The organism is Aldersonia sp. NBC_00410 (genome assembly GCF_026342035.1).
Lineage (GTDB): Bacteria > Actinomycetota > Actinomycetes > Mycobacteriales > Mycobacteriaceae > Aldersonia.
This window is the reverse complement of sequence record NZ_JAPENM010000003.1, coordinates 596,805-619,540: the sequence shown is the minus strand read 5'-3', so window position 1 is coordinate 619,540 and position 22,736 is coordinate 596,805. Positions and strand designations below refer to the sequence as shown.

The window sequence follows — 22,736 nt, the reverse complement described above, 5'->3', positions numbered from 1 at the left end:
CGACCAAGAGGAGTTGGGATGACCGATCTTGCCGAGGCGGCCGATGCGGTCACTGTCGGGTCACCGAAGTTGCGGGATTTGATTGCCGACATCGGTGCCGGTGCGATCGGGCGTGACGAGCGAGATGAATTGCCCTTCAAGGTGATCGATGCAGTGAAACGTGCCCGGCTGGGCGCGTTGCGACTGCCGGTCGAGCATGGCGGCGGTGGCGCCACCCTGGTCGAGCTGTATGAGGTGTTCATCGAGTTGTCCGCGGCGGACAGCAATGTGGCACATATCTTGCGTAGCCATTTCGGGATTGTGGAGAGCCTGCTCTTGGCCGACCGGCCGGAGGACCAACGCTGGCTCGATTTGGTCGCGCGCGGCGACCTCATCGGCGGCGTCGCGGCCGAGCCGGAAAGCAAGGCGGGGGCCATCGCCGAATCGTTTTCCACCGCGATCACCGAGACGCCGGAAGGGCTGCGCCTGAACGGGACCAAGCACTACACCACCGGTGCCCTGTATATGGATTGGCTGACCGTCGGGGCCACCGATGTCGACGGATCGAAAGCTCGGTTGATCATTCCGACAGACCGCGACGGCCTGGTTCGGCACAATGACTGGGATGGTTTCGGTCAACGCTTCACGGCCAGTGGCACAACCACTTTCGACAACGTTGCGGTCTACCCCGGCGACTATGTTCCGGCCCCGGTGACGCCGAGGTACCCCAGCACGTTCTTTCACATCCAGCTCAGTGCGATGATCGCCGGGATCCTGCGTCGCGTCACCTCCGACGCCGTCGATCAGGTCCGGAACAAGAAGCGGGCTTTTTATCACGCCACCGCCGAAGTTCCAGCCGACGATCCGATCCTGCATTACAGCGTCGGACTGCTGGCCAGTCAGGCATTTGCCGCCGAGGCGATGGTCGGCGCAGCGGCCGCGGCGCTGCAGGAGGCATACGCGGCACACGGCACACCCGAGGAGGACGAACTGTCGTTGCGGGCGTCGCTGCTCAACGCCAAAGCAAAGGTCGTCATCGACGAACTCGCCAACCGTGCGGCCTCTGAGATATTCGACGTCGGCGGAGGATCCCTCACCCACCGCAGCGCTCACCTCGACCGGCATTGGCGCAACATCCGAACGATCGCCGCACACAACCCCAAAACTCTCAAAGCCGTCGCAGTGGGCAATTACCACGTCAACGGAACACCGCTCCCCAATCAGGGCTTTTTCTGAGGGTGCGCATGACCCTGGCTCAGCCCAGATCGGCCGTCGCCGCGACGTGGCCGGACACGCCAACTGCCGTCAGGTCAGCAGTGTGACGCCCGGCCTGGTACAACGCCCAGCACATCACCCCGAACGCCGCGGTGTGCACCCCTGCGCGGACGATGTTCCACCGCACCCAACTGCTTTCGAAATCCTGCCGGGCCGCGGCGAGCGTTGCCGCACTCTCGGTCGGGTCGACCCGGGCAAGGCGATCGTTCAACGGGACGTTGATCCCCATCGTGATAGCAAGGGCGACAACATAGAACGCTCCGGCAACCGCAACCCATAGCAGCACCGTCCGGTGGTCCGCGCCGAGGTGGGTGAGGGCCGCGATGATCGCGAACACCAATCCGCCGCCGAAACAGAACGCGAACCACGGGTTGAGGATCGCAATATTTATCTTGTTGAACACGTCCACGAACGTTCGGTCGTCCACGCTCGCAAGCGCGTTCATCACCGAGTACGCGAATGCCCAGAACAAACCCGCGGTCAGTCCCATGGTGACGATGGCTCCGATCAGGGAACCGGTACGCAGCGCCGACATGGCAGCTCCTCGCTTTCGGCGGTGGATTCTTCGACTCCAGTCAAGCCCGTCCGCGCGAGACGAAACATAGTCCAGCTGCTCATTCACATACGCAAGCGTCTATTTTTTGGGGGTAGTGTCCCAGACATGGATGCGCTGGTCAGCCTGCTCAACGGTCCCCGCGCGCAGGGCGCCTTTCTGCTGCGCTCGATCATGGATGCGCCGTGGTCGATGCGGATCCAGGACGAAGCGCCGCTCACCGTCGTGGCGATCGTGACCGGCAGCGCGTGGATCCGCCCGGACGGCCGCGGCGCCGAACACCTGCAACCGGGCGACGTGGCGGTCGCCCTCGGCCCCACGCCGTACCTGGTGGCCGACGACCCGGACACGCCCGCGCAGGTGATCATCCACCCCGGACAGCGATGCACGACGATTTACGGCGCGGACCTGGCCCAGGAGATGAGCCTGGGCGTGCGCACCTGGGGCAATTCCCCGCACGGCGAGACGACCATGCTCACCGGCACCTACCAGATGGCCGGTGCGGTGAGCCGCCGGATGCTCAGTGCGTTGCCGACGCTGGCGGTGCTGCGGGCGCAGGATTGGGACTGTCCGCTGATCCCATTGCTCGCGGACGAGATCGTCAAGGACGAGCCCGGGCAGGAAGCGGTGCTGGACCGGCTGCTGGATCTGCTGCTTATCGCGGTGCTGCGGTCCTGGTTCGCCCGGCCGGAGGGCGAGGCGCCGGGCTGGTACCGGGCGAACAGCGACCCGGTGACGGGCCGCGCCCTGCGGCTGATCCACAACAACCCGGCGCAGGCATGGACGGTTGCCTCGCTGGCCGCCCAATCCGGCGTCTCCCGAGCGGCACTGGCCCGGCGCTTCACCGAGATGGTCGGGGAACCGCCGATGTCCTATCTCACCGGCTGGCGACTGGCCCTCGCGGCGGACCTGCTGCACGAGCCGGACTCCACCGTCGACTCGGTGGCGCGAAAGGTGGGTTACAGCAACGGGTTTGCGCTCAGTGCGGCGTTCAAGCGGGTGCGCGGGGTGAGTCCGCGCGAGCATCGTAGGCTGGCCGGCTAATGGCCCGAGACAAGCGCACGGACTATTCGTCGTATCGGGTGTAAGTCGCCGCCATCGTCCTGGCGGGATCGAGGTTGGCCAGGATCGCGCCACAGATTTCGGCGAGTTGGTCGACCTGTTCGTCGGTGAGCGCGTCGATGACGTGTTTCCGCACGTTGGCCACATGGCCGGGCGCTGCTTGCGCCACCTTGTTCCACCCCGTTTCGGTGAGCCGGGCATTGGTCGCTCGGCCGTCCTCGGGGCAGCGCTCGCGCTCGACGAGGTCCCGCCCTTCGAGGCGGTGCACCACGTTCGAGAGCCGAGGCAGGGTGGCGTTCGTCTGTCGCGCCAGCTCGGTCATCCGCAGCGTCCGATCGGGCGCCTCGGACAACATCGCCAGCACGTAGTACTCGAATTCGATCAGGTCGGCATCTCGACGCAGCTGCGTGTCCAACACTCCCGGGAGCAACTCGAGCACCGCGACGAGTCGGATCCAGGCGCGCAGCTGCGGCCGTGCCAGCCACTGAGTGGGCATGGTCACCTCCTCTTGCAAAATAGTTGTATCTAAAACTACCATCGCCAATGTCAGTTCAAGAAAAAACTATATTATCCAGGAGCACCACCATGGCACACGTGAGCATCATCGGCACCGGCAACATGGGCCAGGCCATCGCCGCCGTCCTCGGCAAGGGCGGCAACACCGTCGACCTGCTCGGGCGCGCCGACGCGGATACACCGCTCACCGGCGACGTCGTCGTCTTGGCGGTCCCTTACGGCGCGGTCGCCGACATCCTCGCCGAGCGCGCAGCGCAATTCGCCGGCAAGGTCGTCGTCGACATTTCCAACCCGGTCGACTTCGACACCTTCGACTCCCTGGTCGTACCGGCCGACGGTTCCGCCGCTGCCGAGATCGCTGCGGCGCTACCGCAGTCGCGCGTCGTCAAGGCGTTCAACACCACCTTCGCCACCACCTTGTCCACCGGCACGGTCGGCGCGAATCCGACGACGGTGCTGATCGCCGGTGACGATACCGACGCCAAGACACTGCTCGCGTCGATCCTCACCACCGCCGGTCTGCGGGCTCTCGACGCCGGCTCGCTGCGGCGGGCCCGCGAACTCGAAGCGCTCGGCTTCCTGCAGATAAGCCTGGCCGCCGGCGAAAAGATTGCGTGGACCGGCGGATTCGCCGTCGTCGCCTGACGATCGACACAATTCCTCGTCCCGTCAGAGCGCGTCCCCACACCCTCCCCCAACCCAATGACAGGACCTCCCATGACCATTCCCGCTCCCGCCCGTGACCTCGCAGTCCTGATTGCCCGCGTCGCCATCGGCATCGTGTTCTTCGCGCACGGATGGCAGAAGCTGTTCACCAACGGCATCGACGGCACCGCCTCGTTTTTCGACCAGTCCGGTGTGCCCGCCGCATCGGCGTCCGCCTGGTTCGCGGCCGTGATCGAGCTCGCGGGCGGCGCCGCCCTCATCCTCGGACTCGCCGTCCCCCTCGCCGGGCTGCTCCTCCTGATCGACATGATCGGGGCCTTCGTTTTCGTCCACGCCGGCGCCGGAATCTTCGTCGCCGAGGGTGGCTACGAACTCGTCCTCGTACTCGGCGCAGCCGCACTGCTGCTGGTTATCATCGGCGCGGGTCGCTACAGCGTCGACCAGCTGCTCATCAGTCGCCGCCGAACAGCCCAGCGCGTGGACATCTGACTCGACGTGCGCGGGCCTGCCGCACACCTGCTACAACGACCTCGGCGCACTGCCCGTTCGCGGCAATCTCGTTGCGTTGCCGTCGGTCCTGTCACGTTCTTGCGACCGACGCGGTCGGTTGGTGCCGCGGCGGGGACGACCGACTGCGCTGTGCGCTGCGGCTGGGCGGCGACGAACGGCAGCGAGACTCACTCTGCGACATTCATCGGCGCCGATTCTCGGAAGTCGTCTCAACGCTGGAATGTGGCAAAGTTGCCCTGCCACACCAGCGACCCGATGGTGAACACCGCCGGGTTCAACTCGCTCTTGGGCACCTTGTACGCGTACTTGATGGTTTGCCGCGCGCCCGGTGGAATGGACCCCTGCACGCCCCCACCAAAGCCCTCGCTGAGCGACACCGTGTTCTCCGCCGGTGTGCCCGCCGGCCCGTAAACCAGCGTCGGGGTAGGGAAGTTGGAGCCTTCGAACACCGCGTCGCTGTTGTTGACCAACTGAATGCTGAATACCGTCACCGGCCCGTAGTCGGACTCGGCGTCTTCCACGGACAGAATCAGTGCCTCGACGTTGTATGTCTTCGACACCCCCGGCTCCGTCGGCGCCAGCACACCCGACGACTTGCCAGTCGTTGTCGGTGCAGTTGTTGATGGGGACACGGGGGTCGCCGTGCCTGACGAATCACCACCGCCGTCGCTACAACCCGCGACGGCCAACATCGCCGTCGCGGCTGCGGCCATCAAAAGGTTGCGAGTTGCCGCCATCGTTGCTCACCTCTCTGATCTGACAAGAAATCGGGCAATGTGCAGCACGACCCCTGCTCAACAGCCCGGTGACGATGCGGTCGCGATCGCCTCGCAGGCCACTTAAGACTTACATGAACTGCCCGACAGGTGTGCCGGATTCTTCCGCACGGGATGGTTTAAGGCCAGCGATCCCTCGGTGACGCAGCCGGACGGGCGCTGGTGCGGCAGATACCTCTGTCACCGATAGCCGGGAGCCTGCTCGTGGCGTGGCCCGGAACTACCGACGCCGATGCGGAAGTCATCGAGTCCGATCTCATCGCGCAGTTTGTCGCGGACTGGGCAACCGCCCTGCGTCGCAGCGCGGGCGAATCGATACGGTCCGGATCGCCGTCCCGGACCTGCTGACGTGCAATCCGTACCGCGACTCGACGGGACGCACACCGAACCACCTTCGCGCCAACCGATCCCGCGCGCCGTGGGAACCCAACGAATGCGCCTGCGCTTGTGGTCGATCGCGGGCAGCGTCACCCCCACGCCCGGCCGCACGCGGCTACGCCTCTACAGCAACGCACCCAGCCCAGTCGAGTATCGAAAGATCTACCGGGACCATGGATCCGGCGCGGCCCGACCGCGTCGCGCGCATCACCGTTCGCCGACCACCGAGCCGGCCCACGACACCCTCCGAACCCGATCAGGCCAGCACGTCAGCTCCAAGAAGGCTCACATTGGCGACGACGATCAACACGCGCCGACTGATCCGGCCACCATTCGTAGCCGGTGATGATCAGGCGTCCGCTTCCCGGATCGAACGGGAGTACCCGCAACGAACCGGAGTTCGGGTCCACTTCGTCGTCATCACCGAACTCGATCCCAGACCAGATGCCCACGACGCAAAGGTGGTGCGACACAGACGGTACGGGGTGTTCCGATGTGCTGTCCGAGATCGTCGACCGACGGGGCCCGATCCCCCGCGCCCGAAACACCTGCAGCCTCGTGGCCTCGGCCAGCAGTGGGAACACCTCGACTACCAGCGCTGCCTTTGTCGTCGAGCGCCGCCGACGTTCAGCATTGTCTATGGCCACGCATACAGATGGCTGGATGCCCGTCCATAGTCCTCAGGCGTATTCTTGGGTGTGCCGTCCATGCCGTCGCCGCCGGTGCGCCTGTCGGAGCTCGTGGCTTCACTGGCGCTGGCCACCGACCTAGGCCTGGGTCTGCCCGAGGAGCACGTGTTGCGGCAGACCATCATCGCGGACCGGGTCGCCGCCGCCGCGGGCATGACCGACCACATGCGGGCGGCGACGTTCTACGTGTCGCTGCTCGCCTGGGTGGGTTGTATCGCCGACTCGCACGAGCTTGCGCATTGGTTCGGTGACGACACGCAACTTCGGGCGGACAGCTATCGACTGGACCGGATCGGCACACCGATGTTGCGCTTCCTGCTCGAAAACGTCGCCGCCGGTGAGCCACCGCTACGCCGGTTGACGATGATCGGCCGCTTTCTGGCGACCGGTGTGCGCGAAGCGCAAGCGCTGTTCCTCGGGCATTGCCAGACGGCCGGGATCATCGCCGAGCGGCTCGGGGTCGGTGCGGAGGTGCGCGCCGCGTTGCCGCAGGCGTTCGAGCGCTGGGACGGTCGCGGCGTACCGGGCGCGCTGCAGGGGGGGCAGATCGACCTCGCGATGCGGGTGGTGCAACTGGCCAACGAGGCCGAGCCGGCCCACCGTGTCGGCGGCGTCACCGCCGCGGTCACCCTCCTCCGCGACCGCCGGGGCGGTGAACTGGACCCGACACTGGTCGAGCTGTGTTGTGCGCACGCCGAGGCGATTTTCGACGGGATCGACAGCGTCGACACGTGGACGTCCGTGATCGACGGATGCGCCGTGCTGGACCGGGAACTGCCCGAGCCCGAACTCACCAGCGTTCTGGAGGTGCTCGCGGACTACGCCGACCTGAAGTCGCCGTGGTTCCTCGGTCAATCCCGCGCGGCCGCCGCGCTCGCCACCGCGGCCGGGCACGCCGCCGGCCTGCCCACCGCCGACTTGACGATGCTTTCCCGCGCCGCGCTGATCTGCCGAATCGGCCGGGTCGGCGTTTCCACCGGCATCTGGGACAAGCCTGGACCACTTTCGGCGTTCGAACGGGAACGCGTGCGTACGGTCCCGTATCTCACCGAACGGATCCTCTGCCGCCAACCCCGGCTGGCGGAGATCGCGATGATCGCGGGGATGTGCTACGAGCGGATGGACGGCTCCGGCTACCCGCGCGGGCTGGCGGGCTCGGCGATCCCGATGTCGGGCCGGCTGCTCGCCGCCGCCGACGTGTACCAGGCTGCGGGCGAGGACCGCCCGCACCGGCCGGCGTTGACATGGCCCGAGCGCAAGGCGCTGCTGCAGGGCGAGGTCGCGGCCGGACGGCTCGACGCGGACGCGGTGCGCGCCGTGCTCGGCGCCGCCGGGCACCATGTCGGTCGCCGATCCACGCAGGTTGCCGGGCTGACGGCCCGCGAGGTCGAGGTACTGGCGCTGCTCGTGCGCGGCTGGTCGAACCGGCAGATCGCCGCGCACCTGCATATCAGCCGTCGCACCGCGGGCAGTCATATCGAGCACATCTTCGCCAAGACCGGCGTCGCCACCCGCGGCGCGGCGGCCATGTTCGCGATGCGGCACGGGCTCGTCGGCCCTGAGCCACCCGAGGAAAGATCGGGTGAACGACCGATGTGACCGGCCGCCGGACGCCGTAGAACTAGGTCATGACTACCAATTCGCTCAGCCCCAAGGGCATCTCGGATGCCGGGCACACAATGGGATGGTCGATCGCGGGAGACTTCCTTGCCGCGTTCTCGCGCCGCGACTTCGCCGCACTCACCGCCAGCCTCGACCCGGACGTCGCTTTTCGGGCGCTGCTGCCGCACGGTCCGCTCGCCACCACCGGGGCCGATGAGGTGGTGAACCGCCTGAACACCTGGTTCGGCGGCGACGACGACTTCGAAATCCTCGACGCGTCGATCGGCCAAGTGGGCCAGCGGATGTATCTGCGCTGGCGGATCCGGATGCACTCGGCCGACTCGGGGGCGCGGATCGCCGAGCAGCACGTGTTCACCCGCGGCGAGGACCGGATCGTGTCGCTCGATCTGCTCTGCTCCGGCTTCCAATCCGAGTCGGCGAAGGAGGTGGCGTGATGGCCCTGAACAAGGCCGCGATCAGCCTCACGACCGGGCTCGAGGATCCCGAAAAGGTGACCGTCGCGCTGCTCGTCGCGGTCGGGGCCGCAGAGCAGGGGCGCCCGACCCTGATGTTCATGACAAAGGAGGCGGTGCGGCTGGTCCAGTCCGGTGTCGCCGTCGGCGTCGCGTGCGAAGGGTGCCCCTCAATACCGGATCTGATGGCGCGCTACGCGGCGGCAGGAGGTGAGATGCTGGTGTGCCCGATCTGCTTTCACGCGAAACAACTCGACGCGGACCACCTGGTTCTCAACGCCGGCCTGGGCGGGACGGTACAGCTGTGGGAGTGGATCGGCGACGGACCCGCAGTGACCTTCAGCTACTGACAGCTGTCGACCAGAGCCACCGACACAGACCACTCGGCTGCGCGTCGGGTGCGAATCATCGGCATGGTTGCGTTCACCTGTGGCTCAGAAGGGCCGCAAGTTTTGGGACCAGCGCCAACACCGGCCGAGGCCCGAGCTGACCGATGAGTTCGAGGCCGGCGGTGATCGCGAAGTCTTCGCCGATCGGGCCATCCTGGAATCGGCTGACGACTATCACCGAGCCCATCACGTCGCCCCTCGCCCCCATCGCTGCAGAGCCCCGGTGTCACCCGATGCACCGCGTGCGAGGCCGAACCCGGTGGTCGCTCATGCGCCGATTGCCGCGCCTAGCGTCGGCCACGCGGCGTGCAGGTCGTCCTGCCAATACGGCCATGCATGGGTGCCGACCGGAGACAATGCAAAGGTCGCGGGCACGCCCGCGGCGCGGACGCTGTCGACAAGGACTTGGGTGCACTGCCGCACGACCGCTTCCATCGGGCCGCCGATCACGGCTCGGTTCAGGGCGGCGCCGGCACCGTCGGGGGCTGCGAGGCTTTCGTAAGGTCCGGGCTGGCCGGTACCGGCAGCGAGATAGACGGCGGTGCCGCGGAGTCGGTCTGCGTGCAGGGTGGGGTCGTGCTCAGCCCACGCCGGATCACCGGGCAGGCCCCACATGTTGGTCGCGTTGCCGCCGAACGTCGCCACTTGTGAATAGACGTAGGCCTGGCCGGCCGGGTCGCTGGTTCTGGTGCAGCCGCTGAAGGCGCCGACGGCCTGGAAAACGCCGGGCGCGTGGATCGCCAGATCGAGGGCCGAGCCGGCCGACATCGACACACCGACGACGCCGGTGCGCCCGGTGGTGTGGAATTGCGCGTTCAGCAGCGGTGGTAGCTCACGGGTAAGGAACGTCGCCCACTGGTTGCGCCCGAGGATCGGATCGTCGTTTTCCCAGTCGGTGTAGAAGCTGGCCCGCCCGGTCAATGGGACGACGACGTCGACGTTTTTGCCGGCAAAGAAGTTGGCGACATCGGTTCGGCCGGTCCAGGCCGCGCCGTCGGCGCCGCCGTCGACCCCGTTGAGCAGATACAGCACGGGGTGTGCCGACGAGGTGTCGGCCGCGCGTGAAACCCACAGCGGTATCTCATGATTCATCGCAGCCGAGTACACCGAGAGCGCGTACTGCTGGCCCCCGAGGTGCCTTACACCGGTGATCGACGACCATGGCGCGGCGTGGGCGACGGTCGGCGAGACGACGATCGTGCCCGTCACGGCCACCGCGAGCGCTATTGCCCTGGCGGCGGATCGAATCGAGGTGCCGAGTGTGCGAACCATGGAGTAGTTCCAATCTGCTCGTGCCTGCCTTCACGTGGTCTGAGATGCCGTGCGTGCGGTGCTCGGGATGCACACGCAGTGGCGTCGCCCGCGACGACATCCGCAGCCGGAGTGACTCCAACTCACGAGCAGTCTCCCGCGCTACTCACCGCCTCCCTAATCGACCGAATTCACACCCAGCACGCCCATAACACCGGCAGTTGGCTGTGGTCGGACAGTACCCAGGATCGGTCGGACAGTACCCAGGTTGAACAAACCCGAAACGCCGCTCGGGTCAAGGCGTTCGTGCGCGGTGCACCGGCCCGGAATCGACAACGGTCTCGATTCAGGGATCGCTCCCCGGAGTGCGAAATGCTCAGCCTGGTTCCATTCGGGCCGGGCCAACGCCAGGCCCGCAAGGAGTCCAGTGCCCGGCAGAGCACGTGCCGCCGCAGGCCAATGATCACCGCCAGGCGTGCGTACTCGAGGTCGCCGCCGGGACGTAGCGGAAGTCCTCCCCCACGGGTAACCCTTACCCAGTCGTCGGCACAGAACCGCCACACCACCCCGACAGCCGGTCGACGTCACATCCGGCCGGACCGCGGTCCGACCCGTGATTCGAACATGACTGGCTGCTCCCGCCGCCGCACACCGCCGGCGCGATCGGCTCGCTCGGGCTCTCGGCGTCCCTGGGACTCAGCGTTTTCTCAGCGGGCGTCCGAATACTGGCGCCATGTCCACTGTCAACGGCCTGCCCGCCCACGTACTCCTCGTGCACTTCATCGTGGTCCTTGCTCCACTCACAGCCATCCTGGTCGTCCTGTGCAGCGTGTGGCCCGCCGCCCGACGTCGACTCGTCTGGCCCACACTCGTGCTGGCCGTCGTGACCACAGTCTTGACCCCGCTGACCACCGACGCCGGGGAATGGCTCGAGAAGCACACCGGTCGCTCGGCCGCCATTCACACCCATACAGCTCTGGGCGACACCATGATCTACTTCTCCCTCGCCCTGCTCGTGGCCGCACTCGCCGTCACCGCGATCCATCTTCGTGAACGGCAAAAGGGCCCGTCGCGTGCGCTCACGCTGATCGTCGCCGTCCTGGCGCTCGCCGTGGCAACGGGAACCATCGTCCAGGTCTACCGAATCGGCGAATCCGGTTCGCGCGCGACATGGAGCGACGTCATCACCAGCACCGACTCGGCCAAGTAGCCCTATCGGAATGCAGGACCGTCAGTGTTGGCATTCTGGCTCTCGACTGTAATTCGACGCACGTGTCACAGGCGGGGCTCGCCGCGTCCCGCATCCAGCTCGCCCTCGGACGCGTTGCAGCGCCTCGCCGAAACGTTCTGCCACGCAACACAACTGGTCGAGTGGATCGAAACCCCGTCGTGGAACGCGTCCTACGAATACGCCCGCAACCACGCCGACCTGTTCACCGATCCCCGTACCCTCGCTCTGCTCGAGACCCGAGCCGACGAACCCGTCATCGCACAGCACGCCGCGATCGTCGCGCTCACCCGGACCATGACCCTCACCGACACCTACCGGATCGTTACCGACCCGCAGTTCGTCGCCCAAACCGTCCGCACTAGCGATGATTCCACCGCCGAGCTGCGCCGCGCCGCCTCACCACAACTGCGGCGAGCCACCGCCGGCCGAGTTGCGGAAGACCAGAAAGTGCAGTCGAACCCGGTTGATCGAAGCCGGACCATCTGGTGTGGTTGGTGCTCGGATGGCTGCCCTGCGCGCAGCGAAAAGCCCTGCCGCACCTCGACTTCGGCCGCGCCGAACGCGAAGCGAGTTCGGGCCTCGCCTCAAACTATGCTGCCGATGGAGCCGCCGTCGACACCGTAGACGCTGGAGGTGACGTAGGAGGCGAGGTCGGAGGCGAGGAACACGACTACGTTGGCCACTTCGTGCGGTTGGCCGATGCGGGCCAGCGGAAGATTGCGGGCCTTCATCTCGGCTTCGATGGATTCTTCGCGGGGAACTCCATGAATTGCGGCGAAGGTGTCGGCAAGTCCGCCGGGCATCGACCACATCGGCGACATGGTCGCGCCGGCGGCGACCGCATTAACCCGTATATAGGGGCCTTCGGACTTGGCCAGCGAGGTAGTGAACGACAGGATCGCAGCTTTTGACGCGGCATAGTCGGGCCCACCAACGATCGGTTGGCGGCCCAGGTCGGAGGCGTTGTTGACGATGACGCCGGATTTCGCGGCGCGCATCCGGGGCAGCAGGTGGGTGGCCGCACGCACCTGGCTGAGGAAGTTCAACTGCAGCGTGTCGATCCAGTCTTGGTCGGTCAACGTGTCGAACAGCCCGAGGCTACCTGCTCCGACGTTGTTGAACAGCACGTCGACGTGCCCGTCGTGGGCGGCGAGCGCTTCATCGAGTCCGGTCGTCACGCCGTGCAGGATGCTCAAATCGGCCACCGCGTAGCTGATTGTGGTCGCGGAGAGTTCGTCGGCGAGCGCTTTCAGCCCCGCTTCGTCACGGTCGACGAGGGCGAGTTTGGCGCCTTCGGCTGCGAATGCGCGGGCGCTGGCGGCGCCGATACCGGAGGCCGCGCCGGTGATGGCGACGACTTTGCCGTCGAGTCCGGTGTTCATCGAAGTTCTGCCTTTCGTGCGTCGGTCTGGCGGTCGGTTGGTTGGGGTCGGTTGGTAGGCAAGCAGTTCCAACCGTCTGTGGTGATCGCCCACACCGCTGGGCAGCGGTTGGCGGGCTGCTTGTGGGTGCCGCCGGCGGTGATGTCGGCTGTCAGGCGAGGTTCTGTTCGGCGCGGTCGAGGACGGCGCGCGTCGCTGTCGCGGTGCGTTCGACGGCCTCGTCGATCGGCAGTTGGCGTTGGGTCTCGGCGATGATCTCCACTCCCCAGTGCCCGGTCCAGCCTGCTCGGACCATTTCTTCGACGAACCGCACGGTGTCGAGGTCGCCTTCGCCGGGGTTTTGCCGGCGATCACAGGTGTCGTCCCACAGCGTGCCGACGGGTTCGGCTGGGGCGTCGTCGAGTTCGGCGACGAACACGTGTTCCATCGGGAGGATTTCTGGTAGGCGGGCGTAGTCGGTTCCGCCGCGGGCGACGTGCCAGGTGTCGACGACGAGTCCACCGTACGGGTTGCCGACGGTCGTGACGAAGTCGGCGCCGGCTTCGATGGTCTTGATGTTCGACATGGGCATGGGTTCCAGCGCGACGCGCACGCCGTGAGTGCCAGCGGTGGTCGCGAGGTGGTCGAACTTTTCGGCGAACACGTCCAGCGACACGGTGCCGGTGTCGGCGCCGAAGGACTGCAGTTCCGCACCGGTCTTGATGGTGCGTGCGCCGAGGATGGCTGCAGCGTCGAGCAATTCGTCGCGGACGCGGTCGGACTCTCGTTTCATTTCGCCGTCGGTCCACCAGTTGGTGATGAACTCCAGCTCGACGATCGTGATGCCGTTCGCCTCGAGCATCTCGCTGAGTTTTTCCAGGCCGATTTCGGATCGGATCTTGGCGAGGTCGGCGTGCACGATGCCAACTCCCTGCCAGCCGGCGGCCGCGACGGCTTCGATGCGGTGGCCGATCTCGACCGGGCTGGTTTCGTCTCCGCGCGCGGGGGCGGCGTCACCGGCCCAGGTCCAGCAGGTCGCGAGAATATTCTTGTTGATGGTCACGGTTTCGGTTCTCCTTTACCGGGTGGTGTCGACGGCTTGTCGAATGAGGTGGTGGAATCGTCGGGGGCGAGCATCACTTTCACCTGTGACGTCGAGTCTTGCGCTGCCGCCAGCGCTTCGACGCCTTGCGACAGGGGGAAGACGCGCGACACGATCGCTGACAGGTCGATGCCGCTGTTGCGGACGTAGCGAATGGCGGCGGGCCAGATTGGCGCCGGCGCACCGACCGAGGTGCGCACCACGAGGTCGCGCTCCTGGATCAGGCCAAGCCGGGCAGGTACCGCCTGGGGGCGGGACACCCCCATGAGCAACACTCGGCCTCCCGCGCCGGCGCCTTCGAGTGCATTGGCCTGTGCTAGCGGGTTGCCGGACGCCTCGATGACGAGGTCGGCGTGCGGGCGGCCGTCGATGGTGGTGGCGAGGTCGGAGATTTCGCCGGTCAGCGGGTCCAGAGCGCCCGCGGCGCCCAGGTCGCGCGCTCGCTGCCGGCGTACCGGGCTGGGATCGAAGACGATCACCTGTGCACCGGCGTGGCGGCACTGCATGAGTGCGTTGAGACCGATCGCGCCAAGTCCGTGGATGTGCACGGTGTCGGCGGCACTGACCCCGCCCGCGGTGGTCAACGCCTGCAATACACAGGCGAACGGCTCGATCACCGCGGCGCTGAGCAGTGTCGTGTTGTCGGGTACGTGGAAGCACAGCGAGGCCGGCACGGTGAACACTTCGGCCGCGGCGCCGTCGTGGGTTACGCCGAACCAGTCGTTGCCGCCGAGATGTCCGTGCCCGAGGATCCGATCACCGGGCCGGAACGCGGTGACGTCGCGACCGACGGCCTCGACCACTCCGGACCACTCGTGACCGAGTGAGTGCGGATAGTTGATGTGGAAAGTGTCGGGCATGCGGCCATGCAGGATTTCGGCATCGGTACCGCAGATACCGACGAACGCCAGTCGCACCGTGATGTCGGCAGACCCCATTGGTGCCGGTGCCCGCTTGTGCACGAACGGGGTCACCGTTCCCTCGACGCTGTCGACGCTGAGCGTCACTGCGGCGGTCTGCTCCTCGCGTGGGCGTTCGATCGTGCTCATCTCAGTACTCCTCATCGGGATCCGATCCCGTGTAGGCGGCCGTCAGCAGATCGGTCAGATCTGTTTCGGTGACCGTCCGCGGATTGCTGTAGGGCGCGTCGACGGCTTGCCGGATCACTTCGGAGAGACCGTCGTCGGGCATTCCGATCTCGGCCAGCGAGGCAGGGATGCCGAGTTGCAGCCCGAGGTTGCGCACACTGGTCGCCGGTGTGGCTGATCCAGTGGCTCGCTGGAGGACTGCTCGCGCAGTCGGTGTGGCGCGCAAGTTGAACGCCATCACATACGGCAACACGATCGCGTGGGTGTCTGCATGTGGGAGATCGAAGGTTCCCCCGAGAATGTGGCACAGCTTGTGGTGCAGGCCCATGGTGGTGGCACCCAACACGGCGCCGCACAGCCATGCCGCATACAGCGCATCCGAGCGCCCGTCGGACGAGGTGGGCTCGGTGGTGATGGCCGGTAATGCGCTGAGCATCTTGGTGATCCCTTCCGCGGCCATCAGGGAAATGATCGGTGATGCGTCCGGTGCGTAGAGCCCCTCGACGGCGTGAGCCACCGCGTTCAGTCCGCTGGTCACCGACACCTTGACCGGCAGCCCGACGGTCAAGGTCGGGTCGTAGATCACGGCGCGAGGCAGGACGCGGGGATCGCGGCCGGTGCGTTTGACCGACTGGTCGGTGACACCCCAGATGGGGGTCATCTCGGATCCGGCATATGTGGTCGGTACCGCGATGATGGGGATATCGCTATGCAGCGCTATGGCTTTCCCGAGGCCGGTCGTCGATCCGCCGCCCACAGATATCACGGTGTCGGCGCCTACCTCGGCGACGTGGTCGCGGGCAGCGTGCGCCGTGGACAGCGGCACATGCATCGCAGCACGGGGATACACCCCTCGCCCCGCGGCGCCGAGGATGCTGTTGACGTGCTCGCCGAGCTCTGCCTGTTCGGGGGTGGTCAGCACCACGGCGTTCGTGCCGCCGAGTGCCTCGAGTTCCTCGGGGAGCTGTTCGAGGGCGTGGTCACCGAAGCGGACCCGCATCGGTAGTGCTTCATAGACGAAGTTGTGCATCAGCTTTCGTCACCGCCTTCCTTGTGCAAGCTGATGTCGATCTGCGCCTCCACGAACGGCTCCTTCACCCCGCACGGATTGGCGGTGCCGGCGGCGCGCGGAACAAAATCACGAATGAGCGACTGCTTGACCGCGAACACCGCATCGCAATCCAGGTATTCGCTGTCGTTGACGAAGATGTGCGTGATCAGTTCCCGGAAACCTGGTGCGGCGACGATGAAGTGGATATGCGCTGGGCGGTAGGCGTGGCGGCCGGTGGCCGACAGGAGCTCACCCACGGGCCCGTCGGTGGGTATCGGATAGTGGGCCGGGACGATCGACTGGAAGTAGAAGCGGCCGTGCTCGTCGGCAGTGAACAGTCCACGCCCGTCACCCTGCGGCTTGGTGTCGGGTTGCTGCACGTCGTAGAAACCATGGGCATCGGCCTGCCACACGTCGACCACTGCGTGCGGTACCGCCTGCCCCTGCTCGTCGCGGACGGTTCCGTGGACCACGCATGTCCGGCCGACACTCGACGGTGAGATGTTCGCGCCGAGAACACGTGTCGGCGAGTCCACCATATGGAACGGCCCGAGGACCGTCGAGTCGGTGGCGTCGGGTGTCTCGATGCCGTTGAGCGTTTCCACCAACATCGACACCCCCAACACGTCCGATAGCAGGATGAACTCCTGGCGGACGTCGTCGCACTTGTGGCCGGTGCGGGTGAGAAAATCGATGGCGGTCTCCCACTCCTCGAACGTCAGACCCACTTCCCCGACGAAATCGTGCAGATGCCGGGTGAGGCTGTGCAGGATTTCCTTGAGCCGTGGGTCTGCGGTTTCCTCGAAGCTGGCGACGACTTCTTGTGCGAGTGCGGCAGGACCCAGCATCTCGGTGGTCATTTCGTATCTCCGATACGCGGCGTGGGTTGATATGCGAGCAACAGCCACCGGTCATCGTTTCGGACCCACACTGCGATGCAGGTGTTGTCGATCGTCTTGTCCCGCCCTGCGACGGTCAGTTCCGATCGCATTCGCCCGATCACGACGGCGGTGTCTCCGGTGATCACCACATCGGTGATCGGATGATCGATGGTGTGGTAGTCCAGAGTGCGGCTGGTCAGTTTGGCCAGGTACTCGTCGAGGGTGTCTCGGCTTCCGTCGGAGTGGGCATACGTCAGATCCCGATGGGCGATCCGGCGGAAGGCGTCGGCGTCCGCCGCCAGCGCGGCCGCATACCGCGCGTCCTCGCTGGCGACCAGGCTGTCGTAGTCGGTGCCGCGGTTGGTGATGGTGTTGCTCATGTCTCTGTTCTCCTGTCGAAACGGCATGCCGGGCGGTCGGTCGGTGCGTCGTAACCCCGTCAGGCCGACGATCCCTCGGCGCCGGTACGGAAATCGAAACCAGTCGTCAAGCCACCGTCGGCGGTCACCGTGGTTCCCAACAGCGCCGAGGAAGCCGGGCTGAGTAGGAACAGCGCCGCACGTGCTACTTCGTCGACCCCGGTGATCCGGCCGCGGGGCTGGCGGGCTTCGCGGGTGGCCAGGAACTTTTTCGGATTGTCGGCCGATGCGAGATGGCGTTCGAACAACCCCGCCCGCATCGGTCCGGGAGCCAGCACATTGAACTGAACGCCGGTGCGGGCGTAGTCGAGTGCCAGCGTGCGCATCGCTGCGCTTATCGCCGCCTTGCTCGACGCGTAGGCGGCCAGTTGCTGTTCACCGAAGTCGGCATCGATGCTGCTGACCGCGACCACGGACGCTTGCGGCGCCTCGACCATCACCGGCAACAATGTGCGCAGTGCGAGGACGTTGCCGAGGACGTTGACTTCCCAGCTGTCGCGCCAGATGCTGAGGTCCTCGTCGAGGAGCGTACCGACCTTGAGTACCGCCGCGGAACCGACGTAGCCGAGGCTGCGTGACAGGTCGAGTGCGGTGCGCACCTTCTCCCACGTTTCGGGGGTATTGACGCTGCCTTGCACGTGTTGATAGCCGTCATGCGAATCAAGTTCCGGTGCACCGAGATCCACGCCGACGACATCAACCTCGCATTCGAGGAGTTGCCGGCTGATCTCGAGTCCGAGCCCGCTGGCGGCGCCGCTGACTACCACGGTGTCGGGCAGGTCGATTGTCCACTTGCTCATGGCGGTGAGGCTCACTTCCCGACTGCTTGGTTGCAGTCACTGACGTTGTCCTTGGTGATCGGCCGCGGAACCAGGTACTGCACGTTCTCGACGTCCTTGCCGGCGAGGATGTCCTCGGTGGCGTGTGCAGCCAGGTCGGCGTCCTCGATGGGGCTTTGCAGCACCGACGCGTACTGGGCGCCCGCGTTGATGTTCGTGTATCCCTCGATCGAGCAGTTGTGCCCGACCATCACCAGCTTCGAGGGATCGATACCCTGTCGCTGTGCGGCCACGAGGGCGCCGGCCATCATGTTGTCCGCTTCGGAGTACATGCCTTTGATGTCGTCGTCGCGAGTCTGGGTGAACAGCGTCGCCGCCGCCGACGTGGAGATGGTCTGATCCCAGTTCCCCGGCTGGCTACCGACGACCTTGATGCCCGGAGCCAGCTTGGCCATCTCGTCCTCGAAGCCCTTCAGCCGGTCGATGGTTGGTGGTGCGCCGGGCGGTCCGACGAGCGCGACGATGTTGCCCGAGTCGCCGTATCCTTTGCCCGCGAACCCGGCGACCATCGCGCGGGCGGCGGCTTGACCGTTGGCGATGTCGTTCGGGCCGGTGTATGCCTTCCACAGACTGGTGTCCTCGGTCTGCGGATAGGAGTTGGTGACGACTGCCGGAATCCCCGCCCGCTTGATGCGGACAAGTGACGGGATGATCGCGCGGGAGTCGGCCGGCCACACCACGATCGCATCAGGCTTGGTGCTGATCGCCTGGGTCACCTGCTGGGCCTGGTCGGCGGCGTTGAACTCGTTGACCACCACGCGCAAATCGACCCCGGCCTCGGCCATCGCGGCCTTCAACGTTGCGGTGTGCTTGGCGCAGTAGTCGCAGGTCTGTGAAACGGTCAGCAGCACAACCTGTTTGCGGGTGCCCTTCGCGGCGTCGGCATCGTTGCTGCACCCAACGGCGATGGTCGCGACCAACGCCAGGCACACCAGTGCCAGCAGAGAACGCATCTTGTTAAACAAGTACATGATCATCCTTCTCGATCGTGGTGGAGACTCGTTCCAGCGCGCGGCCGACCAGTCGGTCCAGCGGCACGTCGAGCAGCAGGATGGCCAGCAAGATCACGCCGGATACCAGCTGGATGGCGGCCGTGGCGGCGCCGTGATAGCTCATGGCATTGCTCAAGACCGCGAGCAGCAGTGCTCCCGACACCACGCCGCCGAGTCGTCCCTTGCCGCCGGTGAGCGCAACTCCGCCGATGATGGCAGCGGTCACGGCTTGCAGGAGGAAGTTCAGGCTGTTCCCGGGCTGTCCTGCTGCCAGCGACAGCGCCTGCAGGGAGCCGGCGATCCCGGTGAACACGGCGCTGATAACGAATACGCTGATAAGCGCACGTCCCGTCGGTAGCCCGGAGAAGCGGGCGCGGTTGATGTCACTGCCGACCGCGCGGACAGTGACGCCGAACCAGGTTCGGTTCATCAGCACAAGGATCAGAACGATCAGGACCAGGGCGACGATGCTGCGCGGTGACAAGACGCCTGCCACGGCGTTATCGAGCCATAGGCCGAACTGGTAGTTGGGCATGGTGACCACGTCACCACCCGCGACCCAATAACTGAGACCCGTTGTCGCTACCAGCGTGCCGACGGTCACCGCCAGTGACGGCACCGAGAACCGCCAAGTCAAGTACCCGTTGAGCGCCCCGATCAGTGCCGAGACGATCAGCGCAGCAATGATTCCCACCGGTATCCCCGCGCTTTGGCCAAGCTTCACAGTGATCAGTCCAGCGAGTGGCAGCACGCCGGCGATCGATAGGTCGAACTCGCCGGCGATCATCACGACGGCCAGCCCACACGCCACCAGCGCCAGAGTGGAAAAGCTCTGTACGAGGGCGAACATGTTGCCTGTGTTGGTGTATCCCGGTGTGACCGCGATTGTGACCAGCAGCGCTATCAGGGCTGCACCCAGCGCGATCCAAGTCCGAATGTTCCAGTAGATGTTCACCATGGTGAGTTCACCGCTTTCCGGCAGTTACGGACTTCGTGGTGGCGCCGGTGACGACCACCGCGATCAGCACCAAGATGCCCTGGAAGATGAGTTGGTCTTCGTATGAAAGACCCATGAGGACAAGCATGTTGGCCAGCAATCCGACGAGAAATGCGCCCACCGCGGCGTTGAGCGGATTGCCGCGGCCACCCTTGACACTGATACCGCCGACGACGACCGCAATGATGGCGTCGAAACCGTAGCTCGCGCCGAGGGTGAGATTGCCCTGCCCGGACTCCGAGGCCAACAACGCTCCGGCGAGCGCGGCCAGAACGCCCGAGACAAGGAAGGCGCCGAGGACGCGGGGCCACGCACGCAGCCCGGCCACCGCGGCGGCCTTCTCGTTGAGACCGATCAGTGCCATCCCGCGGCCGGCGGTCGTGTAGCGATGCAGTGCCGCCGACACGCCGGCCACCACGACGAAGACGACCGCCTCGAGGGGAATGGCACCGAAGATCATGGTCGCGAACACCGAGGCGTCGCCGGCGCCGATGACGTTGAGTCCACCGGTGATCAGCTGTGCGATCCCCAAGATGATGGCGGACGCGGCGATCGTCGTGACGATCGGGTTGGTGCGAGCAATGCCCACCAGTACGCCTTGGGCCAGGCCTGTCGCCGCACCGAACGCCAGCGCCAGCAGCATCGCCGGCCACGGGCCCAGATGCAGTGATGCCGCGAAGATGATTGCCGATGTGGCCACCACCGCGCTCAGTGACAGCGAGAACATTCTTCCGACGATCGTGACCATGCTCAGTCCGACTGCGACGATCCCGACCAACGACACCGACAGCAGCAACGCCCGAAGATTGTTGGCGGTCGCGAAACCGGAGACGAAAATGCACGCGAAGACGAACAGCAGTGCCGTCACCGCGGTGATGGCACTCGGCCCAGTCAACGACGGCAGGGCGCGCAGTCGCGACCGCGAAGAGGTCGATGTGGGCGCGACACCCGCAGTCTGAGCCAGATTGAGTTGAGAAGTCATGCTGCCACTCCATGGAGGATTTCGGACAGGAGCTGCGCATCATCGACGCTCCTGGTGGGACGGTCGCCGACGATGCCGCCACGGAACATGGTGATCACTCGATCACCGAGCTCACGCAACTCGACAATGTCGCTCGAATAGACGATGACAGCGACGTTCTGGTGCGCGAGCGACCGGATCACTTTGTAGATCTCGGCCCGGGCCCCGATGTCGACGCCTCGCGTGGGTTCGTTGAGTACCAATACCTTTGGGGATGTCGCCAACGCCCGGGCGATCGCAATCTTCTGCTGATTACCGCCGCTGAGCGCACCGACAGGTGTGTTGATGCGCTTGGCATCGAAGGCGACCAGCGTGGAGTACTGCTTCGCGAGCGTCCGCTCCCGCCGGGCGCTGAGTAATCCCCGAGTCGAGATCCGCTCCAGCGCACCGGAACTGATGTTGCCCGATACTGGGTAGTCGAGGAACACGCCTTCCACGGTCCGGTCGGCGGAGACATACGCGACGCCGTCGGCCTGCGATGCCGGCCGGGAGTTCAGATGTACCCGATCCAAATCGATGTGTACCGATCCCGACGACACATGGGCAAGACCGGCGAGCGCACGGATGACCTGGTCGGCACCCGAGCCGATCTGGCCGAACACGGTCAACACCTCGCCGGCACGCACGGAGAACGACACATCGCTGAACTGATGAGCCGCCGCCAATCCCGTGACCGTGACCTGCCGTCGCTCCAATTCCGGCGGCAGACCTTCCACCGGTTCGGCCGCCTCGGCGGTGTGTTCGTGGCCGAGCATCATGGTCACGACCTCATCCATCGTGAACCTCGAGGTCAGACCTGACGCCACCACCTCGCCCGACCGCATGATCGTGATCCGGTCGGCAAGGGTGAACACCTCACCGAGCCGGTGGGTGATGTACACGATGCCGTGTCCCTGCCGGACCAGACTGCGGACGACCGAATGGACCCGCTCGATCTCGACATCGGACAACGTGGCGGTGGGCTCATCGAGGATCAGCACCTTGGCATCCGCATACAGACCGCGAGCGATTTCCAACAGCTGCCGCTGCGCCAGCGGCAGGGCCTCCACCGGCATGTCCAGGTCCAGATCGCCCAGACCGGCCGCATCGAGCGCAGACCGCAGTCCCGGTTCGAGCGCCTTGTGGTTGACGAACAGACGCCTGTTGTCGAACCGACTCATCTCCATGTTCTCGCGCACCGACATCTCCGGCACGACCGAAAGCTCCTGGAAGACCATCGCGACATCGAGCTCGCCCGCACGGGAACCGATCAGCTCACCCTCGTCGGCCGAGTGCACGCCGGCGATGATCTTCATCAACGTGCTCTTCCCTGCACCGTTCTCACCCAACAGTGCATGCACTTCGCCCCCATGGAACGCCATGGAGACGTTCTGGAGAGCTTTGGTGCCGCCGAAGGTCTTGCTGACCCCCACGACCCGCATCAGTGGGGCGTCGCCGACAACTGTCCGTGACACTTCAATCTCCTCGGTCGATGGTGTGTCTTGCATCACTGCAAGCGCTCGCATACAGAGTGGCTCTGCAAGCGCTTGCTGTCAAGGCGTTCCTAGAAACGATTGGCGAATGCCAGCTAGAGGGCTATATTTTCCCGACCGAGACCCGAGGTGCCGCGCCGATTAAGGGCGGACTTGTGCATGC

General features: G+C 65.7%; 24 protein-coding genes. 9 read left to right on the top strand and 15 right to left on the bottom strand.

The genetic code is table 11. The features are described 5' to 3' along the window. Positions 1-18: 18 nt before the first annotated feature. Positions 19-1,215: an acyl-CoA dehydrogenase family protein gene (locus OG921_RS09940; protein ID WP_266112219.1), complete on the top strand. Its 1,197-nt coding sequence runs from the start codon at positions 19-21 to the stop codon at positions 1,213-1,215. A gap of 19 nt (positions 1,216-1,234) precedes the next feature. Here OG921_RS09940 and OG921_RS09935 read toward each other — a convergent pair whose 3' ends face one another. After that, positions 1,235-1,789, bottom strand: a complete 555-nt coding sequence (locus tag OG921_RS09935) for a DUF1772 domain-containing protein (protein WP_266112218.1) — start codon at positions 1,787-1,789, stop codon at positions 1,235-1,237. Between the two features lie 126 nt (positions 1,790-1,915). Here OG921_RS09935 and OG921_RS09930 point away from each other — a divergent pair, with 126 nt between their 5' ends. Further along, positions 1,916-2,851 (top strand): AraC family transcriptional regulator, encoded by a 936-nt coding sequence (locus OG921_RS09930; protein ID WP_266112217.1) that lies wholly within the window; start codon positions 1,916-1,918, stop codon positions 2,849-2,851. Between the two features lie 22 nt (positions 2,852-2,873). Here OG921_RS09930 and OG921_RS09925 read toward each other — a convergent pair whose 3' ends face one another. Next, a complete protein-coding gene (locus OG921_RS09925) occupies positions 2,874-3,365 on the bottom strand; it encodes a MarR family winged helix-turn-helix transcriptional regulator (RefSeq protein ID WP_266112216.1) in 492 nt (163 codons plus the stop codon). An 89-nt stretch (positions 3,366-3,454) separates the two neighbouring features. Between OG921_RS09925 and OG921_RS09920 the strand changes: the two genes are divergently transcribed. Next, on the top strand, positions 3,455-4,030 hold the full coding sequence (locus OG921_RS09920; protein WP_266112215.1) for an NADPH-dependent F420 reductase: 576 nt from the start codon (positions 3,455-3,457) through the stop codon (positions 4,028-4,030). A 72-nt stretch (positions 4,031-4,102) separates the two neighbouring features. Beyond that, complete coding sequence (locus OG921_RS09915) at positions 4,103-4,540, top strand: DoxX family protein (protein ID WP_266112214.1); 438 nt, start codon at positions 4,103-4,105, stop codon at positions 4,538-4,540. A 230-nt stretch (positions 4,541-4,770) separates the two neighbouring features. Here OG921_RS09915 and OG921_RS09910 read toward each other — a convergent pair whose 3' ends face one another. Continuing rightward, the gene (locus tag OG921_RS09910) at positions 4,771-5,121 is read right to left on the bottom strand and encodes a hypothetical protein (RefSeq protein ID WP_266112213.1); all 351 of its coding nucleotides are present in this window, start codon (positions 5,119-5,121) and stop codon (positions 4,771-4,773) included. Between the two features lie 1,301 nt (positions 5,122-6,422). On the opposite strand from OG921_RS09910, the gene OG921_RS09905 reads away from it, so the two are divergent. The 3 genes from OG921_RS09905 to OG921_RS09895 are packed head-to-tail and all read left to right on the top strand — an operon-like array spanning position 6,423 to position 8,829. Continuing rightward, entirely contained in the window at positions 6,423-8,003 is a 1,581-nt protein-coding gene (locus OG921_RS09905) for an HD domain-containing phosphohydrolase (RefSeq protein ID WP_266112212.1), read from the top strand. A gap of 29 nt (positions 8,004-8,032) precedes the next feature. Continuing rightward, positions 8,033-8,461, top strand: a complete 429-nt coding sequence (locus tag OG921_RS09900; protein ID WP_266112211.1) for a nuclear transport factor 2 family protein — start codon at positions 8,033-8,035, stop codon at positions 8,459-8,461. Next, positions 8,461-8,829, top strand: coding sequence for a DsrE family protein (locus tag OG921_RS09895; RefSeq protein ID WP_266112210.1), 369 nt, complete (start codon positions 8,461-8,463; stop codon positions 8,827-8,829). The genes OG921_RS09900 and OG921_RS09895 overlap by 1 nt, the downstream gene beginning before the upstream one ends. Before the next feature lie 306 nt (positions 8,830-9,135). Here the strand turns inward: OG921_RS09895 and OG921_RS09890 are convergent, their stop codons facing one another. Next, positions 9,136-10,140 (bottom strand): alpha/beta hydrolase family protein, encoded by a 1,005-nt coding sequence (locus OG921_RS09890; RefSeq protein ID WP_266112209.1) that lies wholly within the window; start codon positions 10,138-10,140, stop codon positions 9,136-9,138. Between the two features lie 712 nt (positions 10,141-10,852). Between OG921_RS09890 and OG921_RS09885 the strand changes: the two genes are divergently transcribed. Both OG921_RS09885 and OG921_RS09880 read left to right on the top strand, forming a co-directional pair. Further along, positions 10,853-11,329, top strand: a complete 477-nt coding sequence (locus OG921_RS09885) for a DUF2231 domain-containing protein (protein ID WP_266112208.1) — start codon at positions 10,853-10,855, stop codon at positions 11,327-11,329. 114 nt (positions 11,330-11,443) lie between these two features. Continuing rightward, on the top strand, positions 11,444-11,974 hold the full coding sequence (locus OG921_RS09880; protein ID WP_266112207.1) for a hypothetical protein: 531 nt from the start codon (positions 11,444-11,446) through the stop codon (positions 11,972-11,974). Here OG921_RS09880 and OG921_RS09875 read toward each other — a convergent pair. The 11 genes from OG921_RS09875 to OG921_RS09825 form a co-directional block, all read right to left on the bottom strand. Continuing rightward, on the bottom strand, positions 11,935-12,732 hold the full coding sequence (locus OG921_RS09875; protein WP_266112206.1) for an SDR family NAD(P)-dependent oxidoreductase: 798 nt from the start codon (positions 12,730-12,732) through the stop codon (positions 11,935-11,937). The genes OG921_RS09880 and OG921_RS09875 overlap by 40 nt on opposite strands. Before the next feature lie 151 nt (positions 12,733-12,883). Continuing rightward, positions 12,884-13,774, bottom strand: a complete 891-nt coding sequence (locus tag OG921_RS09870) for a sugar phosphate isomerase/epimerase (protein ID WP_266112205.1) — start codon at positions 13,772-13,774, stop codon at positions 12,884-12,886. After that, positions 13,771-14,862 (bottom strand): zinc-binding dehydrogenase, encoded by a 1,092-nt coding sequence (locus OG921_RS09865; RefSeq protein WP_266112204.1) that lies wholly within the window; start codon positions 14,860-14,862, stop codon positions 13,771-13,773. The genes OG921_RS09870 and OG921_RS09865 overlap by 4 nt, the downstream gene beginning before the upstream one ends. A gap of 1 nt (position 14,863) precedes the next feature. Further along, the gene (locus tag OG921_RS09860) at positions 14,864-15,931 is read right to left on the bottom strand and encodes a maleylacetate reductase (RefSeq protein ID WP_323182725.1); all 1,068 of its coding nucleotides are present in this window, start codon (positions 15,929-15,931) and stop codon (positions 14,864-14,866) included. Next, positions 15,931-16,812, bottom strand: a complete 882-nt coding sequence (locus OG921_RS09855) for a dioxygenase (protein ID WP_266112203.1) — start codon at positions 16,810-16,812, stop codon at positions 15,931-15,933. The genes OG921_RS09860 and OG921_RS09855 overlap by 1 nt, the downstream gene beginning before the upstream one ends. Then, positions 16,809-17,213, bottom strand: coding sequence for a nuclear transport factor 2 family protein (locus OG921_RS09850; RefSeq protein WP_266112202.1), 405 nt, complete (start codon positions 17,211-17,213; stop codon positions 16,809-16,811). The genes OG921_RS09855 and OG921_RS09850 overlap by 4 nt, the downstream gene beginning before the upstream one ends. A 59-nt stretch (positions 17,214-17,272) precedes the next feature. Continuing rightward, positions 17,273-18,052, bottom strand: coding sequence for an SDR family NAD(P)-dependent oxidoreductase (locus OG921_RS09845; protein WP_266112201.1), 780 nt, complete (start codon positions 18,050-18,052; stop codon positions 17,273-17,275). 11 nt (positions 18,053-18,063) lie between these two features. After that, the gene (locus tag OG921_RS09840) at positions 18,064-19,062 is read right to left on the bottom strand and encodes a sugar ABC transporter substrate-binding protein (protein ID WP_266112200.1); all 999 of its coding nucleotides are present in this window, start codon (positions 19,060-19,062) and stop codon (positions 18,064-18,066) included. Next, complete coding sequence (locus OG921_RS09835) at positions 19,049-19,933, bottom strand: ABC transporter permease (RefSeq protein WP_266112300.1); 885 nt, start codon at positions 19,931-19,933, stop codon at positions 19,049-19,051. The genes OG921_RS09840 and OG921_RS09835 overlap by 14 nt, the downstream gene beginning before the upstream one ends. Positions 19,934-20,048: 115 nt before the next feature. Next, the gene (locus OG921_RS09830; protein WP_266112199.1) at positions 20,049-21,062 is read right to left on the bottom strand and encodes an ABC transporter permease; all 1,014 of its coding nucleotides are present in this window, start codon (positions 21,060-21,062) and stop codon (positions 20,049-20,051) included. Continuing rightward, a complete protein-coding gene (locus OG921_RS09825; protein ID WP_266112198.1) occupies positions 21,059-22,555 on the bottom strand; it encodes a sugar ABC transporter ATP-binding protein in 1,497 nt (498 codons plus the stop codon). The genes OG921_RS09830 and OG921_RS09825 overlap by 4 nt, the downstream gene beginning before the upstream one ends. Between the last annotated feature and the right edge of the window lie 181 nt (positions 22,556-22,736).

What these genes read in the sequence shown, in the direction of transcription:
- OG921_RS09940 (WP_266112219.1), top strand. Translation starts at nt 19, where the DNA reads ATGACCGATCTTGCCGAGGCGGCCGATGCGGTCACTGTCGGGTCACCG.
- OG921_RS09935 (WP_266112218.1), bottom strand. Translation starts at nt 1,789, where the DNA reads ATGTCGGCGCTGCGTACCGGTTCCCTGATCGGAGCCATCGTCACCATG.
- OG921_RS09930 (WP_266112217.1), top strand. Translation starts at nt 1,916, where the DNA reads ATGGATGCGCTGGTCAGCCTGCTCAACGGTCCCCGCGCGCAGGGCGCC.
- OG921_RS09925 (WP_266112216.1), bottom strand. Translation starts at nt 3,365, where the DNA reads ATGCCCACTCAGTGGCTGGCACGGCCGCAGCTGCGCGCCTGGATCCGA.
- OG921_RS09920 (WP_266112215.1), top strand. Translation starts at nt 3,455, where the DNA reads ATGGCACACGTGAGCATCATCGGCACCGGCAACATGGGCCAGGCCATC.
- OG921_RS09915 (WP_266112214.1), top strand. Translation starts at nt 4,103, where the DNA reads ATGACCATTCCCGCTCCCGCCCGTGACCTCGCAGTCCTGATTGCCCGC.
- OG921_RS09905 (WP_266112212.1), top strand. Translation starts at nt 6,423, where the DNA reads ATGCCGTCGCCGCCGGTGCGCCTGTCGGAGCTCGTGGCTTCACTGGCG.
- OG921_RS09900 (WP_266112211.1), top strand. Translation starts at nt 8,033, where the DNA reads ATGACTACCAATTCGCTCAGCCCCAAGGGCATCTCGGATGCCGGGCAC.
- OG921_RS09895 (WP_266112210.1), top strand. Translation starts at nt 8,461, where the DNA reads ATGGCCCTGAACAAGGCCGCGATCAGCCTCACGACCGGGCTCGAGGAT.
- OG921_RS09890 (WP_266112209.1), bottom strand. Translation starts at nt 10,140, where the DNA reads ATGGTTCGCACACTCGGCACCTCGATTCGATCCGCCGCCAGGGCAATA.
- OG921_RS09885 (WP_266112208.1), top strand. Translation starts at nt 10,853, where the DNA reads ATGTCCACTGTCAACGGCCTGCCCGCCCACGTACTCCTCGTGCACTTC.
- OG921_RS09875 (WP_266112206.1), bottom strand. Translation starts at nt 12,732, where the DNA reads ATGAACACCGGACTCGACGGCAAAGTCGTCGCCATCACCGGCGCGGCC.
- OG921_RS09865 (WP_266112204.1), bottom strand. Translation starts at nt 14,862, where the DNA reads ATGAGCACGATCGAACGCCCACGCGAGGAGCAGACCGCCGCAGTGACG.
- OG921_RS09860 (WP_323182725.1), bottom strand. Translation starts at nt 15,931, where the DNA reads ATGCACAACTTCGTCTATGAAGCACTACCGATGCGGGTCCGCTTCGGT.
- OG921_RS09855 (WP_266112203.1), bottom strand. Translation starts at nt 16,812, where the DNA reads ATGACCACCGAGATGCTGGGTCCTGCCGCACTCGCACAAGAAGTCGTC.
- OG921_RS09850 (WP_266112202.1), bottom strand. Translation starts at nt 17,213, where the DNA reads ATGAGCAACACCATCACCAACCGCGGCACCGACTACGACAGCCTGGTC.
- OG921_RS09845 (WP_266112201.1), bottom strand. Translation starts at nt 18,052, where the DNA reads ATGAGCAAGTGGACAATCGACCTGCCCGACACCGTGGTAGTCAGCGGC.
- OG921_RS09840 (WP_266112200.1), bottom strand. Translation starts at nt 19,062, where the DNA reads ATGTACTTGTTTAACAAGATGCGTTCTCTGCTGGCACTGGTGTGCCTG.
- OG921_RS09835 (WP_266112300.1), bottom strand. Translation starts at nt 19,933, where the DNA reads ATGTTCGCCCTCGTACAGAGCTTTTCCACTCTGGCGCTGGTGGCGTGT.
- OG921_RS09830 (WP_266112199.1), bottom strand. Translation starts at nt 21,062, where the DNA reads ATGACTTCTCAACTCAATCTGGCTCAGACTGCGGGTGTCGCGCCCACA.